This is a genomic window from Flavicella sediminum (genome assembly GCF_006381105.1).
Classification (GTDB): domain Bacteria; phylum Bacteroidota; class Bacteroidia; order Flavobacteriales; family Flavobacteriaceae; genus Flavicella; species Flavicella sediminum.
Genome location: NZ_VDET01000036.1, coordinates 72,237 through 89,502, shown reverse-complemented (window position 1 = coordinate 89,502; position 17,266 = coordinate 72,237). Strand labels below are relative to the sequence as shown.

At 33.7% G+C, this 17,266-nt stretch carries 9 protein-coding genes; 3 read left to right on the top strand and 6 right to left on the bottom strand.

The features are described from left to right. Nucleotides 1–124: 124 nt before the first annotated feature. The 6 genes from FGM02_RS16865 to FGM02_RS16840 all read right to left on the bottom strand — a co-directional run bounded on the left by FGM02_RS16865 (nt 125) and on the right by FGM02_RS16840 (nt 10,958). Nucleotides 125–2,695, bottom strand: coding sequence for a beta-glucosidase (locus FGM02_RS16865; protein ID WP_139959672.1), 2,571 nt, complete (start codon nt 2,693–2,695; stop codon nt 125–127). 75 nt (nt 2,696–2,770) lie between these two features. After that, on the bottom strand, nt 2,771–4,222 hold the full coding sequence (locus FGM02_RS16860) for a sulfatase family protein (protein WP_139959671.1): 1,452 nt from the start codon (nt 4,220–4,222) through the stop codon (nt 2,771–2,773). Nucleotides 4,223–4,231: 9 nt separating this feature from the next. Beyond that, nucleotides 4,232–5,566, bottom strand: coding sequence for a family 43 glycosylhydrolase (locus tag FGM02_RS16855; RefSeq protein WP_139959670.1), 1,335 nt, complete (start codon nt 5,564–5,566; stop codon nt 4,232–4,234). 11 nt (nt 5,567–5,577) lie between these two features. After that, the gene (locus FGM02_RS16850) at nt 5,578–7,098 is read right to left on the bottom strand and encodes a sulfatase (protein ID WP_139959669.1); all 1,521 of its coding nucleotides are present in this window, start codon (nt 7,096–7,098) and stop codon (nt 5,578–5,580) included. Nucleotides 7,099–7,103: 5 nt separating this feature from the next. Further along, the gene (locus FGM02_RS16845; RefSeq protein ID WP_139959668.1) at nt 7,104–8,861 is read right to left on the bottom strand and encodes an alpha-L-rhamnosidase-related protein; all 1,758 of its coding nucleotides are present in this window, start codon (nt 8,859–8,861) and stop codon (nt 7,104–7,106) included. Between the two features lie 120 nt (nt 8,862–8,981). After that, complete coding sequence (locus FGM02_RS16840; RefSeq protein ID WP_139959667.1) at nt 8,982–10,958, bottom strand: sulfatase-like hydrolase/transferase; 1,977 nt, start codon at nt 10,956–10,958, stop codon at nt 8,982–8,984. A 161-nt stretch (nt 10,959–11,119) separates the two neighbouring features. Here FGM02_RS16840 and FGM02_RS16835 point away from each other — a divergent pair, with 161 nt between their 5' ends. From FGM02_RS16835 to FGM02_RS16825, 3 genes are all read left to right on the top strand, one after another. Then, the gene (locus FGM02_RS16835) at nt 11,120–12,607 is read left to right on the top strand and encodes a sulfatase family protein (RefSeq protein WP_139959666.1); all 1,488 of its coding nucleotides are present in this window, start codon (nt 11,120–11,122) and stop codon (nt 12,605–12,607) included. A 207-nt stretch (nt 12,608–12,814) separates the two neighbouring features. Continuing rightward, complete coding sequence (locus tag FGM02_RS16830) at nt 12,815–13,639, top strand: T9SS type A sorting domain-containing protein (protein ID WP_139959665.1); 825 nt, start codon at nt 12,815–12,817, stop codon at nt 13,637–13,639. A 382-nt stretch (nt 13,640–14,021) separates the two neighbouring features. Beyond that, nucleotides 14,022–17,255 (top strand): SusC/RagA family TonB-linked outer membrane protein, encoded by a 3,234-nt coding sequence (locus FGM02_RS16825; RefSeq protein ID WP_139959664.1) that lies wholly within the window; start codon nt 14,022–14,024, stop codon nt 17,253–17,255. The last annotated feature ends 11 nt before the right edge of the window (nt 17,256–17,266 follow it).

The window sequence follows — 17,266 nt, the reverse complement described above, 5'->3', positions numbered from 1 at the left end:
AAAAGATTGAAATATTTAGGAGTTGTTTCTATATAAGATTATTATAAAACAACAAAATAGTTATTTACATGTTTTTATTAGGGGATATGTAAATAACTATTTAGTACTTTTTTTCTATGTTTTACTAACGTCTAATTGATACTTTTCTCAAAATATTATCAGAAGATTGGCCAATTAATATATCGAATTTACCTGGTTCTAACCACCATTTATGAGTGTCGGGGTTGTAATAAGAAAATGAACTTTCATTAAGTTGGAATGAAACTTCTTTGGTTTCTCCTGCTGCTAATTTGATGCTTTTGAATCCTTTTAATTCTTTTAAAGGTCTAGGGAAACTAGATTGTTGATCATGTATGTATAATTGTACAACATCTATTCCTTCAACATCTCCTGTGTTTTTTACAGAAAGTGATACAGTAACATTTTCTCCATCTTTTTTTATAGTTGGTTTGCCATAAGAATAAGTTGAATAACTCAATCCTTTCCCAAAAGGAATTAATGGGGCTATTTTATTGCTATCATACCAACGATAACCAACAAAAACCCCTTCATTATGTTCTATAGTATCATTTTTAGCTGAGTTTTGGCGAAAAGGTGCTGCCGGTGAGTCTTCATATTTTTTCGGAAAAGTTATCGGCATTCTTCCCCCAAAATCATTGTCTCCAGCTAATAAAGAAGCCAATGCATTACCATTTTCAATACCTGCATACCAAGGTAGTACTAGGGCAGGAGCTTTATCAAACCAAGGCATAGACATAGGTGTTCCTCCGTATAGTATTATGGCAGTATTAGGATTTACAGCAATTACGCGCTCTATCAATTTATCTTGATAGTCTTGAAGTCCCATACTTAATCTATCCATACCCTCAGATTCGGTATTATGATCTAAACCTACAGCTAAAACAACAAATTCTGCATTACGAGCTGCTTCCACGGATCTGTCAAGTTTGTTATTTAATTGTTGCTCAGAATTTGGAGTTATCCAAGATAATTGAATATTTCCATCACCACGAGCTTTACGGAACGTAAGTTTGATTTTGTACTTTTTTCCGCCTTCTAATTTCATAGTAGACTCACGAAATCTTTGAATAAACATTTTGTTAGAAACCAATTTATCATCTAGCTCAAGTGTTACTTTCTGACTCCCTTTTATTCTAATGGTATAATTTCCAGATGTTGGAGGAACCAGTGTACCAGTAAATTCTGCAATATATCTATCAGAGCTTAATTCATCACGGTCCGGTGAAGCCATTTCCCAATTAAAATTAATATCGGGAGTACTATGGTATACGATATTTTTTTTATCAGTATTAGGGTGTTTACCTGAGTAAGTAGCTAAGAATCCTTCTTTTTTATTACCAGTTTTATCAATATGAAATACGTTAGGAGCTGCAATTTTTTTGTATAATTCATTGATTGAAAAAGGTACATTCGTAACTTTATCTCCAAATCTTTTTTTAAGACCTTGTAGCGCTGATATTTCATACATTACTCCTCTAACACCTGAACTTCCTCCAGATTCTTTAAAGAATTTTTTATTCGCCATAGGTCCTAGTACAGCTATCTTGTTTACTTTACTGGATATAGGTAATAGGTTCTTATTATTTTTAACCAATACCATACTCGCCAATGCTGCATCAAATGCTAATTGATGGTGTTTATCATAATCAACAATTACTGATGGTTTCGCTGGAGATCCAGGTAGTTTTCCTGCAAAATAATTACCACGTAATAAACGTCTCACCTTATCATCTAATGCTAGTAAATTAGTTTTACTTGCTTTCGCTATAGGTTTTATTTTGTTAACTGAAAATGGAGATTTAACTTTTCCTGGCATAGATAAGTCTAGCCCAGCTTCAAAAGCTTGCTTTGATGTTTGCACTCCGTTCCAATCGGTATATAAAAAGCCAGGCCAATTCCATTCTTCTTTCAATATATTGATTATATCCGGGTTGTCAGAAGCATGAGGGCCATTCACTCTATTTGCTCCGGTCATTATACTCAATACTCCAACTTCACAAGCTGCTTTAAATGCGGGTAAGTAAATTTCATGCATAGCCCTTTCATCAATAACCGCATTTACTTGACCTCTATTTTGTTCTTTATTATTTCCTATAAAATGCTTTGCAGAGTTTAATGCACCTGCACCTTGTCCTCCTATAATAAATGCACTTGTTACTTTTGCATTTAAATAAGGATCTTCGGTATAATATTCAAAATTTCGTCCATTCAAAGGGTCTCTAATAATATTGATGGAAGGTGCTTCTAGAATATCCCATCCGGCCTCTAATAACTCTGAAGAAATTGCAGCACCAATTTCTTTTACTAGGGTAGGTTTAAAACTTGCAGCTTGCGCAATACCTGTTGGAAAAAGGGTGCTTTTATATGACGTTTGTAGTCCTCTAGGACCATTATAAAAAATCATGGCACCGACACCTAAACGTTTTACAGCTGCTGAACCTCTACTAGGTGGTGCTTGACCGTCAATATCACCTTGCAACATGGTAAGTTTTTCATCCAATGTCATTCCCTTAAGAACTTTCTCTACCGCTATTTCCATTTCTGGGGTGAAAAATTCGTTGTACTTTTTTGATGAGCTATTAATTGGGTTTTGTGTAATGTCATCTTTTGTGGCTTGTGGATTTGATCCGCAAGAGATTAACAATAATAAGGTGATAGCTGAAATTAACTTCATAAGATGTTTTTATTTTAATTAAACATTCTGTTTTTTAGTGTTTTTTTAGTCGTAAGAGTTCTATATGTGAGTTTACTACTTTACGATACCGGGTTCTCTGTTTCCAGTCCCTTTTTCGATTCCTACATTTAAATCGCCTAATTCTTTACGTGCTGCTTCAACAACTTCCATGAGTTCTTTTACCTTTTCAGGGTAGTTTGCATACACATTGTATTGTTCCCCAGGATCACGAATCATATTATAAAGTTCAGGTTTAGTAATAACTATTTTCGTTTTTTTACTCCCACTTCTGTCATTACCTAAAGCGCCTTGATAAGTACTATAACTGTGTGGTAATATTAATTTCCAGTTTCCTTTTCTAACGCCGTTCAAATTGTTTTTTCCATAATAGTATAAAAGGGTTTTACGAGGATTAGATTGAAAATCACCTTCTAAAAGTGAGCTTATGTCAACACCGTCAATTTTATTTTTAGACAGTTTTCCTTTTGTCATAGAAGCTAGGGTAGGAAGTAAGTCAATTGCACAACCTAATTTATTACAAACAGTTCCTGGAGGAATTTTATTTGGATAACGTATGATAAATGGCACGCGTTGTCCACCTTCCCAGCTACTAAGTTTTCCCTCTTTTAAACCACCAGAAGATCCTGCATGGTTACCAAAACTAAGCCAAGGCCCATTGTCTGAAGTGAAAATTACGATGGTATTGTCTTCAAGATTATTCTTTTTTAGCGCTTTATTAATTTGACCAACCGACCAGTCAATTTCCATCATTACGTCACCATACATTCCTTGTTCACTTTTTCCTCTAAATTTATCAGAAACACCCAAAGGAATGTGTCCCATACTATGTGGTAAGTATAAAAAGAATGGTTTGTTTGCATTTTTATTTATAAATTCTACTGATTTCTCAGTATACATAGTAGTTAAGTTATCTTGATCCTCAAAAGAGGTGATATAACTAACAGTTTCATTCCCTTCAATCAAAGGAAGATCGGGAAGCTTACCACGTCCTTTATTTTTTGGAAGTCTTTTTCCTGTTTGGCTACTGTAAGGCCATATGTCGTTAGAGTAAGGCAATCCAACAAATTCGTCAAAACCGTGTTGTAACGGTAGAAATTCTTTTTGATGCCCTAAGTGCCATTTTCCAACACATGCTGTTGCATAACCTTGATCTTTAAACATTTCAGCAATCGTATATTCATTTTGGTTCAATCCTTTTTTATGAAAAGGAAATAATGCGCCATTAATTCCAACTCTATTCGGATAACAACCTGTCATTATTCCTGCACGAGAAGCGCTACATACTGGTTGCGCTGCATAAAAATTTGTAAAGCGCATTCCTTCACTCGCCATTTTGTCTATATGTGGTGTCTGAAAACCTGTTGCTCCATAAACTCCAACATCACCATATCCTTCATCATCTATAAATACAATAACTACATTCGGCTTTTTTTTATTCTGTGATTGTGTTTTATGAAAACTTAAGAATGCAGTTAACACTATACCTAAGATCAGATAATTTTTCATAGGATATAATTATTTTTTAATACTAAATGAATTTAAATGAGCTAACTCACCTTTTTTTCCTTTGAATACAAAATAAAGATTATGAGTTTTTTCTTTATTTGTTAGTTGTGCTGAAACCGTTTTGTAAGAACTCCATTTTTTTGTGTAAGGAATAGCACAAGTACCTATTATTTCACCAGTCGGACTGTCTAATCGAATTTCTATAGTTCCGCCTTTTGATTTAGAAGCTATATTAAAATGAATACGAGTGTCTTTTTTCATTTTAATCATATTAGGAAAGTTTACAAAATCATTGTTTTGAATATTTTTCAAAACAAATCCACCTTGACCTTCTTTTTTAACAATTCCTTCAGATTTTTTAAAGAACCATTCTGCTTCAATTGTATCCCAGTTAGCGTTGTAACTACCTACACCTGTTTCATAGTATTTTCCACCTTCAACAAAGTTTAAATCACTTAGCATATCACCATTATCTTTGTAATGTAAATACGTCATCATTGTTTGTCTGTAAGCTCTATTGTCGTATGGCGCACAAGTAAATTCCCAAGCATGGTAACTTTGCCCATTGAAATTGGCAAAACTTGTATGTCCTTTTGGTTGCCCCGTACTTCTTTCGTTAATATAAGGGCCTTCAATATTTTTAGACGTTCTATAAATACCTGCACAACTCAAGTAATAAGTATCTCCATATTTGTGAAAATATTGATGATCTCTAGCTCTTCCATTTTCTCCAAAACCAAACTCAGTGTCTGTTTTTAAAGAAATAGGTTTTCCTTTTATCGATACCATATCTTCGTTTAATTCGATCAATTGGTAATACAACATCTTGTTTTGAAAGAAACCATTTCTACCATAAATCAAATAATTTTTACCATCATCATCTGTAAATGTTGTTGGGTCATATTCATAATTTGTGGACATTTCTTTAGGTAAAAATGCTTTGTTATAAATATCAACATAAGGTCCCTCAGGTTGATCGGCAACTAGCAAACCAGTTTCTAATCCTCCATTAGAAAAGTAGAAAAATACTTTGTCATCTTTAAAAGCCAAATCTGCTGCCCAACAACGCATACTTTCTTTTCCAAGATACGTGTCTTTTGGGTCTATATGTGTTTCTACTTTCCAGTCCCTTAAATCTGTAGAAGAGATAATTGTCCAATAAGGCATGTTAAATCCTTTTGTTCCAATGGCTTTGTCTTTACCAATGGCCATATACATTTTACCGTTATGTACTTTCATAGCAGGGTCTGCATAACCACGCATAATTGGGTTTTGTGCAGAAATATTTCCAGAATAATGAATAACTAGAAATAGAATTAATAGGGATTTAAAAATTATTTTCATGAGTTTTGTTTTTAGTAACTAGGGTAACTTTTAATGGGGAATTTATGCGTTTTTCCAAAATTAGTTCGGCTATCTTTTTTATAATTAGGGTTTTTTACAGGAACTAAGGCGTCAATGTCAGATAGATAATTATTTAACATTTTCTTCATTTTTTGCACTGTTTTCTTTTCGTTATTTGCAATATCATGAGTCTCTGAAATATCCTTGTCTAAATCGAATAATTTGTATTCTGGAGCTCTATCAGTACCTTCACCATAAACTTTAAGCAACTTGTAGTTTTTATGCCAAACAGCAGTAGTAGGGTAGTTTGTAGTTGCGGAGATATAATGTGGGAAATGACAAAAAATTGCTTTTCTTTTTAGTGGTTTTTTCTTTAATAATAAATTGGTTAAAGATGTTCCATCCAAAAGTTGTTTTGAATTCTTTTTAGTATTCGTTATGTCTAATAAAGTTGGGTAAAAATCGGTACTTTGAATAAGTTCGTCAGAAATTGAGTTAGCTTCAATCTTACCTTTCCATGAAACAATACATGGCACTCTGATACCACCTTCGTAAATATTTCCTTTACCATAACTTAGCGGGAAATTATTGGTAGGAAAACCATTTGGTAATTCATCGTACATGTTTCCGCCATTATCCGAGTAAAAAATAATTAACGTATTGTCCATTATGTCTAAGGCTTCTAATTTGTCAAGAATAATACCCAAACTTTCATCTACTTTTTCCATCATACCTCCCATAATCGGACTGTTTTGTTTTCCTCTTGGGTCTTTTTTAGCAGTGTATTTTGCTATCAAGTTTTTTGGAGCTTGGTAGGGTGCATGAACTCCATATTGCCAAACGTTTAAATAAAATGGTTTGTCTTTTGTTTGGTTTTCTAAAAATTGTACAGTTTCCAGGGTTACTCTGTCGGTAATATATTCTTTGTTTTTTCCGTTAGGAAGGTTCGGTATTTTATAAGGAGAAAAGTAGCTTGGAGGACCAGGATGTTGTTGTCCTCCTATATTAACATCGAAACCTTGGTCTTCTGGCCAATAGCCTTTTTGACCTAAATGCCATTTTCCAATATGTCCGGTTGTGTATCCGTTTTCTTTTAGGGCTTCGGCAATTGTAAACTGCTCAGTAGGAAGAAATGTAAGGGAAGCTGGAGTTGCTACCTTTTGCCAAGGTGCCCCTTTTTTAGCTGCTAATACTTTTTTAGGATTTGGAGGTAAATGCCCCCCAGGTGTTGTTAAACGAATTCTGGCAGGGTCCTGACCGGTTAAAATACTTGCTCTAGTAGGCGAGCATAAAGGATTGGCTGCATAGGCGTGTGTAAATTTCATTCCCATTTTTGCCAATCGTTCCATGTTTGGCGTTTCATAGTATTGACTCCCATTAATACTAGTATCCATCCATCCCATGTCATCTACTAAAAAGAAAATGATATTCGGTTTTTCTGGAGATTTGTTATTCTTATTAGTAAATGAAACAAGTGTTAGTGTTCCAATAACAAATGCGAATAAACGAATTGCTTTTAAAGATTTTATCATAATGATTATTGTATTACTTTCAAGCCTTTAGGAGCTTCAAAAGAAGTGATTGTTTTACCTTGCGAATTTCTTTTATGTTTGATTTTTAATACCCCAAATTTTGTTGGAAATGTACCGTTGGCAAATTTTAAATCGCCAAGATGAGGCTCCAGTTTAATTGTGTTTCCGCCATCTAGAACATTTACACCAAGGACGTGTTGTGTCAACCATGAAGTAGGTCCACTTGCCCAACCATGACATAAACTATGTCTCAAACCAACATAACAAAAAGCGCCAAAATCTTTATGGATATCATTTTTATTTGCGGTTGGCATTCTATCTATTCTTTCGCTAGTTGCTGCTTCTTCTATATTAAAATCTTCCCAGAATGTAGTCGCGCCAAGATCTAACATACCACCCCAATAATCTCTTATTACGGTTAAGGCACCGTCGTAATCATCTGCTTTTGCCATGGCTTCTAGAATATAATATCCATAGAAAGTAGACATGTTTTGCACTCCGTCTTTACTTAATATTTCTTTGTTTGTTTTTTTAGCCTTAGAAATTTCAGCTAACACCATCATAGAAGCTGCTTGTTTAGACGTATTTCCTTTAGGGGTATGTTTCTTTAATTTTTTTGCTATTTTTTTATACTTTTTCTCTAAGTCACTTCTGTTTAAAGCTTGCATTATTTCGGAACCAGCTTCAAAAGTTAGAATCATCATGGCTTGTAAACCTGCATGCACTGCTTTAGGGTCGGTACTAGTAGGCCAATCTAAAAACCTACCTCCGTTTAAAATTTCTTTATTGTCCTTGTCGATAAAAGTACTCAGTTGATTTAATAAGCCAATCATATAGGTTTCTTGTTCTTTTAAATAGGCCAAATCTCCATGATAATCGTACCAATTTTTGTGAATCAATAACCACCACATAGAATAAGAGCTAATAGTATTCATCCATTGTGGTAAAGGGTGTTGGTCTCTTGCCAAGTCTAAACTTTTAGGAACAATATCATTTTTTCCAAAAACAGTATTAATAGTCATTACTTCAGGGTGCATATCTCCAACCCAAACCAATCGGTCTCTTTTAATTCCATCCCATAAATAGTTTTGCATATTTAGTTGAACCGTATAGGCACCTGTCATCCAAATGTCATTCAAACGTTGGTCGTTACTTTCAAAAGAGCCTACATAAGGAATATCTCTATATATAAAGGCAGCAGCAATTTCTTTGATTGGTGCAATTTCATTGGCGTCAACTATATCAATTCTAAGAAAACGATATCCTGTTTCACCTACTTCTACAGAACCTAACCATGGTACTTCTATGATAAAATCTCTAAGGGAATGCTCGTTTGTCGCCGTGTTTTTACCACCTACATCAGAAAGTGTTTCCGAGACAGATTCTCCAAAGCGAACCCTTAATTTAAGTGGTTTTTTACTAGGTCTTATTCCCATAGAAATTTTTACACCTCCATGAATTTCTTTTCCGAAATCTAAAATTATTCCGGGTTTATGATCTTTTGTACTAATTAATCTGAATGAATTTTTATCATTTACAGCAACTTGACCATTCCCTTTTTTTAATAAACTCTCCTCATTTTGAATATAAGTATCAGAAGTGTCAGATTTCCAAATGATTCGAGCAGGAGTTAGGTATGTTTTTGTCATTTCAGAATGACTCGCTCTAGCCTCGTCGTTTTGATCAAAGACAGGAGGGAGTTGACCGTAAAACAAGGTTTGTATAAAAAGGAACAGCAATAATATAGCGTGTTTTTTTGTCATTTTTTCAACTTTTGGAAATGGATTAATAGTTTTTATGTACGTAAAAGTAACTATGTAAACTATAAATTGCATCCTGTTGAAACCTGTCGAATACTTATGTGATTTAGATGTTAAGGTTGTTTATGAGCCAGTTTTAAACCTATAGGCGTAGGCGCTTTCTCTAACCGCGCTTAAGGGGTTCCATTTGCCTTTTTCGAAGTACTTTACCCATCCAGAATCCCAAGTAATGTAATAATGAGAATTTGGCTCTAATACAGGGAAATCGTCGAAAACTATTTCTTTTTTTCCTTGAAATGAACTGTTTTCATCTAAATCTTTTGACCAAATTATTTCTGGATTTCCGTATTTCTGCAATCGAATAGATTTTCCTTTTGTGTTTTCAAATGAAATTTTACTTTTAAAAATTAATGTTAATTTTTGGTCAATTGCCACTTGGTGACTCATATATTCGGGCATAGTTTTTAACAAACCTTTGCTCATTCTGTCAAATCCCCAGCCCCTTGTTGTTTTTCCAGGTGAAGTATTCCAATGTTTGTCGTCTTCAAAACCGTGTGTATAGGTATAATCATCCCAAGCTTTCATCAATTTTTCATGCTCTTTTGGACAAGAATCTGCTAAATTAATTAGCTCTGTTGGGTCTTTTTTTAAATTATACAATTCGAAAGGACTGTCGAAATAACTTACGAGTTTCCAGTTTCCTTTGATGATTCCTTTTGAACGATAAAATGTTGATACAAAGAACTCTTCCGATTCAAATTTTTCACCTTTTAGTAAGGGCAAGAAACTTTTTCCGGGTAGTTTTTTTTTGTTCTTAGGGTAGCTAGCATCTGCTAGCTCTAAAAATGTTGGGTATAAGTCCCAAAGTGTCAGCATTTCTGAATTGATACTATTGTTTTTTAATTGCATTCCTTTAGGCCAGTGCATAACCATTGGTGAACGAATGGCTCCTTCATGACTTGCGTGTTTGTAATAGCGGAATGGTGTGTTGCTTAAAGTTGCCCATCCATAATTTGTTGTAAAACCGGCTCCTCTATTTTGTTGACTCCAAGGAAGTGCATTTCTATTGGTATAGGAGCCTGCATAACATCCGCCATTGTCTGAAATAAATATAATAATGGTATTGTCTAACTGGCTGTCATTTGTATTTCCATCCTGATTAGGATCTTCAATAAAAGAAACAATTCTTCCAATATTTTCATCAAGATTGTCTACCATACCTGCATAAGCACTTCTTGATAAAGCTTCAAAATCTTTTTGTAAATCCCAAGAGTTTTTTGATGTTTTAGGCAACAAATTCCAATCAGGTATTTCAACACCTTGCTCAGATAGTTTAACATGTTTATCAACTATACCCATTTTTTTCATACGCTTTAAGCGTTCTTCTCTCATTTTATCATAACCTTTTTGGTAAACATTTATACCGTTTTCGGGGTCATAATATTTTTTGACATTTTTTTCTGGGGCATCCAATGGACTATGAGGCGCATTGTATGCAACAAAAGTGAAGAACGGTTTGTTGTTGTTAATAGCTTCTTTCATGTAAGAGAGTGCGTAATCTGTAAAGTTATTAGACGCATAAAAATCCTTAGGAAGTTTTGTGTTTGGAAAGATGTTGCCGTCATTCTGCCATTTTACATTTCCTTTACCTGTAAAACTATTTATTTGTCCACCCGTAAAACCATAGAAATGGTCAAAGCCAAAATCGGTTTTGGGGTTGCCAATTTTTAAGGAAGGCATTCCGTGGTTTTTTCCTACAAGACTTGTTGCGTACCCTTGTTTTCTTAGAGGTTCTGCAATGCTAATTCCTTTGCGGAAATTATTTTGTCCAGCCGCTTGATATTCCATTCCAGATAGAATTGCTACCCTGCTAGTAACACACATAGGAGAAACATAAAATTTATTAAATCGCACGCCATTTTTGGCTAGTTTATCAATTTGAGGTGTTTGTATTTCACCACCAAAACAACTGATGTCGCTATAGCCTAAATCGTCAGCCACAATTAAAACGATATTTGGTTTTGTTGTTTGACCTATTGTTTTTTGAGAAGTATATAGGAGGCAAAACAAAATAAATAGAAAAGAAGATTTATAGCACATGTTTTAGGTATAAGGTATGAAATTACCTAACAAAAAAAAAGATTACAGTTGAATTTTGCATCCTGTCGAAACCTGTTGTTACAGATAGGTTTAGCATGTTAAAGCAGGATGATTGCCTAATTTTTTTTAAATACTTTTGACTATAGTTAAAAAATAATTTTATGTTTTCAATAAAAAAGCAATATTTAGTACTTCTCATTATTAGTTGTTTTATAGTATTTCCAAGTGTAAGTCAAAGCACAATAAACGAAATTGGTAAAAATAAAAAACCATTAAATGTGGTGCTTATTTTATTAGATGATCAAGGTTATGATACCGCAATTGATGGTGCGAAAGGGGTAAAAACACCAAATTTTGATGCTTTTTCAAAAAGCGGAGTTCGTTTTACAAATTCATATGCTGCAGTTCCTTCCTGTTCTCCAAGTAGAAGTTCAATTAATACGGGTATGTTTCCTCATGCAAATGGCCATTGGAGAAATACCATTACACCAAAGTTAACTGATCCCATTGAGTTTTTTGGAAGGAAATCGCCAACAGTTGACAAAGTAGGAGTTCATGAATACATTAAAACATTGCCAGAGATTTTAAAAGCAAATGGGTTTTTCACAGCAATTACTCAAAAATTTCACATGAGTCCGCCGTGGAAATTTCCATATTCAGACAAAGATCCTGTTCATAATAGCCCTAAAGAATATAAAAAAGTAATTGCTGAATTTATTGAGAAATCAGGAGATAAACCATTTTTCTTTCAAGCCAATATTTCACCGCCACATAGAAATTTTGAGGAGCATATGAAGCATTTTCCGGAGTATATGACAGATCCTAACGAAATTACGGTACCTGATTATCTACCTGATACACCATTAATGCGAAAAGATTTGAGTAAATATTATGGTTGCATACAATTGGCAGATGCTTGTGCAGGAGCAGTTGTTTCGGCACTGAAATCAAAAGGAGTGTATGACAATACGTTGATTATTTTTACTTCAGACCAAGGGCAGCCATATCACAGGGCAAAAGCATCCGCTTATGCAGAAGGCTTGCATGTGCCTTTTGCTGTAGTGGGACCAAAAGTAAAAAAGTGTCAAGTTTCAGAGGCGCTCATTTCGCATATTGATATTATGCCTACGGTTTTAGATTTTTTAAAATTACCCATTCCAAAAACGGTTCAAGGAAAATCTTTGCTTCCTGTTTTAACAGGTCATCAGAAAAAAGTAAAAGGAAGGAGCTATATTTTTGGCGAACACAATTCTCACGGACCAAATCCAAAAGAACATTACCCAAGTCGTATGGTATTTGATGGGGAATTTTATTTTATAAAAAATTTAATGCCCAATAAAAATTATTTGTTGCCTGCCGATTTAATGGATGTAAAAGGATGGAACAATAGAAGTTATGAAGCCACGGTAAAAGCACAATTTACGTATCCTAAGCAATATGAAATTTTACGATTGTTAGAATCAGGAAGACCTGAGGAAGAATTGTATGATATGAAAAATGATCCTTACCAACTTGTTAATTTAGCTGGAAAAGTAAAATTTAAAGAAAAGAAAGAAGAGTTAAATACTGCATTGATTACATGGAGAAAAGAAACTGGTGATGTCGAGGATAATCCTGCAAAAATAAAAACACGTCAAACAATAAAGTAGTTTATAATCGGTATAGAAAGAGAAATTAGAATTATAAAAAACAGAAAAAGGCCAATGTAAATGTTGGTCTTTTTCTTTGATTAAAAGAGTATTGTTGGTATGGGAATACTGAGGGACAAATTGCTGCCACAGAAACAGCAGGATGAGAAATAATTTTATTGAGTTTAATATTGTGCAACTAATAACCAATTATTTAAACAATCAATTATGAAAAAAATTACTTTTTTATCAATTCTTTTAGTAGCTCTGTTTTCTTTAGGAACAGTGAATGCGCAGACCTGTACAGAAGCTCAAACTGACCAAGCTAATTTTGTTGGAAAAAGAACAAAGGATGCACTTTTTATTGGTCAATCCTTTCAGGCTTGTGATTCAGGGAAACTTACTTCAGTGACCGTTAAATTTGCAGGTCAAAGTGATCAAGCGGCTGGGCGATTTAGAGTTTACTCTGGAAAACCTTCCACAGTAAATGGTCAAGAAAATATTATTGCGGATAACCAACTTTATGATGTTGCTATTTCAGATTTTCCTATTGTGGGTGGTGCTAGCGGAGGTACTGCAGAATCTGAATACACGGTAACTTTAAGTACAGATGTAATTTTAGTTTCAGGAAATGATTATACTTTTACTTTTCATAAACCTGCTACAGGTGCCGCAAGATATTTTAGGCTTAAATCAGATAACACGAGTCCTAATTATGCAAATGGTACCTTGGTTGGGTCGGTTAAATTACCAGGTTCAACTACAAATAATGACGATGTGGATTTGACGTTTAGTTATATTACGGATACTACGTTAAATGTTTCAAATGAGGAAGTTGCCGAGGAAAGTTCGGTATATCCAAATCCTTCAACCGGTTTGGTACATGTTTCTGGAGTAGATGCAAACTCTTTGGAAATATTTAATGTTGCGGGACAAAAAGTTTTAAGCGCAAACGGAAATTCAATAGATGCAAGATCATTAGCAAGTGGAAATTATTTTCTTAAAATTCATACAAATGAAGGAGCTATAGTAAAACAAATAATCATCAACTAAGAAATAAATCTTTATTAAGTTTAGAAAAAGACCGATGCAGTTAATTTGTATGGGTCTTTTTTGTGTGTTAATAACAAATACTTAAAAAATAAAAGCAGAATTGTTGGAATTTTAATTTTATAATGGCGTTCAAAAATAAAAGGTTCGTCCGTAAAATAATTTTAACTTTCCGTTTCTATAATTTGAGTTCTTGAACTCCTTTTTATGAGTGTAGTTGTCAGTTTTCTAGTGTTTTATATCTGTTTTTCTAACAATGAAAAGGAGACGAAATAGTTTGTTGATGCAGATTCGGCAGGATGCATTTGTCTTTCTATAATACTAATATTGCTATAGAAATAATAAAGAACTATTCATTAACATTAAACCAACTAAAACTGAAAGTATGAAATTAATTAATTACGGAAATGTCTTAAAAAAGACTTTATTCTTGCTTTTTACAATTATTTCCTTTGGGAGTTATGCACAAAAAGGCGAAGTTACAGGGGTTGTTAAGTCAGTCGATAATTTACCATTGCCTGGTGTAACTATTGTTCAAAAAGGAACCTCAAATGGAACAGTAACTGATTTTGATGGTAATTATCGAATTACCTTAACTAAAGATTCAGCTACATTAGTATATTCTTATATTGGATTTTCAACTACTGAAAAAATAGTAATTAAGTCAACAGTTGTTGATGTTATTATGAAAGATGATGTGGAGTCGTTAGACGAAGTTGTTGTTATCGGTTATGGAGTAGCAAATAGAGAAGATGTATCAGGAGCCATAAGTTCTATTAAAAGTAAAGATTTAGAAGATCAGATGTTTACTAATATAACTGAAACACTTCAAGGTCAGGCTTCAGGAGTTTTAGTGCAACAAGATTCAGGAGAGCCAGGAGGAGGTATTTCTGTAAACATTAGAGGTATAAATAGTGTAAGCGGAAGTAGTCAGCCTTTGTACGTTATAAACGGTATTCCTTTAGGTACAGATACTCAGGCTGAAGGTGATAGTTTCTTTACAAATACGAATCCGTTAGCAGGTTTAAATCCAGACGATATTGAAAGTATAGAAGTTTTAAAAGATGCATCTGCTACAGCTATTTATGGAGCTAGAGCGGGTAATGGTGTTGTTTTAATTAAAACGAAAGAAGCAAAGGTTGGTAAAACAAAAATTCAGCTGTCTTTTAAAACATCTATATCTAGTATAGGTGTACCTTATAAATTGGCTACGGCAAGTCAATATGCGCAATTTGCAAACGACAGACCGGTGTTACAAAGTCCTCAGTTAACATATCAGGAATTGTTAGATGCTGATAGAATTCGTTTTGATGGATCAGAAACGAACAGACCTTTACCTGAAAATGCAGGGGTAGGTACTAATTTTATGGATGCTATTTTTAGACAGGGTATTAACAGAACGTTGAGTTTTAGTATTTCTGGCGGGACCAAAACATTTTCACAACTATTGTCAGTTAATTTTAACGAAAATGAAGGTACTATTATAAACTCCGTATTTAAGAGAATGAATTTGAGATACAATTCTAAAATGAAAGTTGGTGAGAAATTTACGCTTAACACAAATGTGCAATTAAATAATTCTAGAAATCAAAGAGTTCAAACCAGCGCAAGGAGTGGTTTAGCTGGTGTTGTTTTTTCAGCGATGAGAATCAATCCGTTTGTGCGTTTATTTGATGAGTCAGGAGATTTAAATGAGTTTGATCAAGAGGGAGATATTGTACAAAACCCTTTAATTGAAGCTACGCAAATGGATAATGTGGTACGAGGTAAATCATTAATTGCTTCTACTAGCGGTGTTTATAATATTGCAAAAGGTTTAAATTGGACGAATAGACTGGGGTTTAATTATAATAATAATACAAACCAAAGTTTTGCAAATAAGAGAACAAGACTAGGAAGAAATGCAAATGGGAGGTTGTTTCTTTCTGATGCTGAGACCAGTAGATTTACAGCTGAATCATTTGTAAATTATAACAATCAAAAGTTTAATGGACATAATATTAATGTTACAGCCGGTGCCAGTTATACAGATGTTACTAGTTATAGAAAGAGTATATTATATAATGATTTTACATTTGATGATTTAGGGCCAGATGCTATTCAATTGGCTCAGCAAATATCAGACCCTAAGTCTTTTAAGTCAAATAATTACATCCAGTCTTTATTGTTCAGATTTGTGTATTCATACAAAAAGAAATACACGTTTACAGCAACCGGAAGAAATGATGGAGATTCTAAGTTTAGTCAAGGAAATCCATGGGGGTTCTTTCCTTCAGTAGCAGTAGCTTGGGATGTAAACAAAGAAGGTTTTATGAAAAAGATTAAAAGTATCTCTCAGTTTAAAATAAGGACTTCTTATGGTAAAGTAGGTAGTTCAATTGGTGTGGGGCCATATTCAACATTAGATACTTATGCTATTGGTAGAATTGGTTTAACTGATAACACACTTAACACAGCTACTTTTTCTGAACGTATTGCAAATAAAGAATTAACGTGGGAAACTAGTTCTACATTAAATCTAGGATTGAATTTAAATTTATTCAGAAACCGATTAAGAACATCAGTTGATGTTTATGAAAGAATAACTGAAAATTTATTAAATAATCTACAAATACCACTTCAAAATGGTTTTGGTTCTATTCCAATTAATGATGGTAAGTTAGAAAATAGAGGTATTGAAGTAGATTTTTCGTACGATATTTTTAGAAATAAGAATTTCTCATGGACAACCAAATTCAACTGGACAAAGAACGTAACCAAATTAATTGAATACGGTACCAATGAATTTATTCAAGGACCTAATTTAGCTACAAACTTCTTCGGAATTGATGGTACAAGAACTACTCCAGGGCAGCAATTAGGTTTGTTTTATGGTTATAAAGTAACAGGATTAATTCAAGTAGATGATTTAGTAGACTATCCAAATGGTAATTTTAACATTAAAACAGAAGCAGGAGTTGATGCCGATGGTAATCCTACAAATAATCCTCGTTTTGCATCAACCTCTCGAAATAATAATGGTAATGGTCCTGTACAAGCAAATACGCCGGGGGTTTGGAAATTTGACGACCTTAATGGCGATGGTATCATAAGTATAGAAGATAGACAGGTTATAGGAAATCCTAACCCAGACTTTTTCTTTGGATGGAACAATCAATTCAAAGTAGGAGATTTTAATATATCTATGTTTGTCCAAGGTTCTTTCGGTAATGACATATTAAACCTTAATAGAGCCTTTATTAGTTCTGGTTGGGTAGGTGCTAATAGTTCGCAAGATTATCTTGCAAATCGTTGGACTTTAGATAACCAACATAATAATGTTAGATATCCAAGTACTGGTAGTCCAGAAGTTGTTAATATCCCAAATTCTGTTTTGGTAGAAGATGGTTCTTATGTGCGACTTAAAAACTTAAGTATTAGATATAACTTAAAAAAGGTTCCATTATTTAAAAATGCGACTATAGTTGCAACGGGAACTAACTTGGTAACTATTACAAAATATACAGGTCCAGATCCAGAAGTAAGTACCAATGGAAACGGTGCTTTAAATAGAGGGATTGATTATTCAGCATATCCAAGACCAAAGGTGTATACACTAGGTGTAAACTTAACATTTTAATTGTCCAAAAA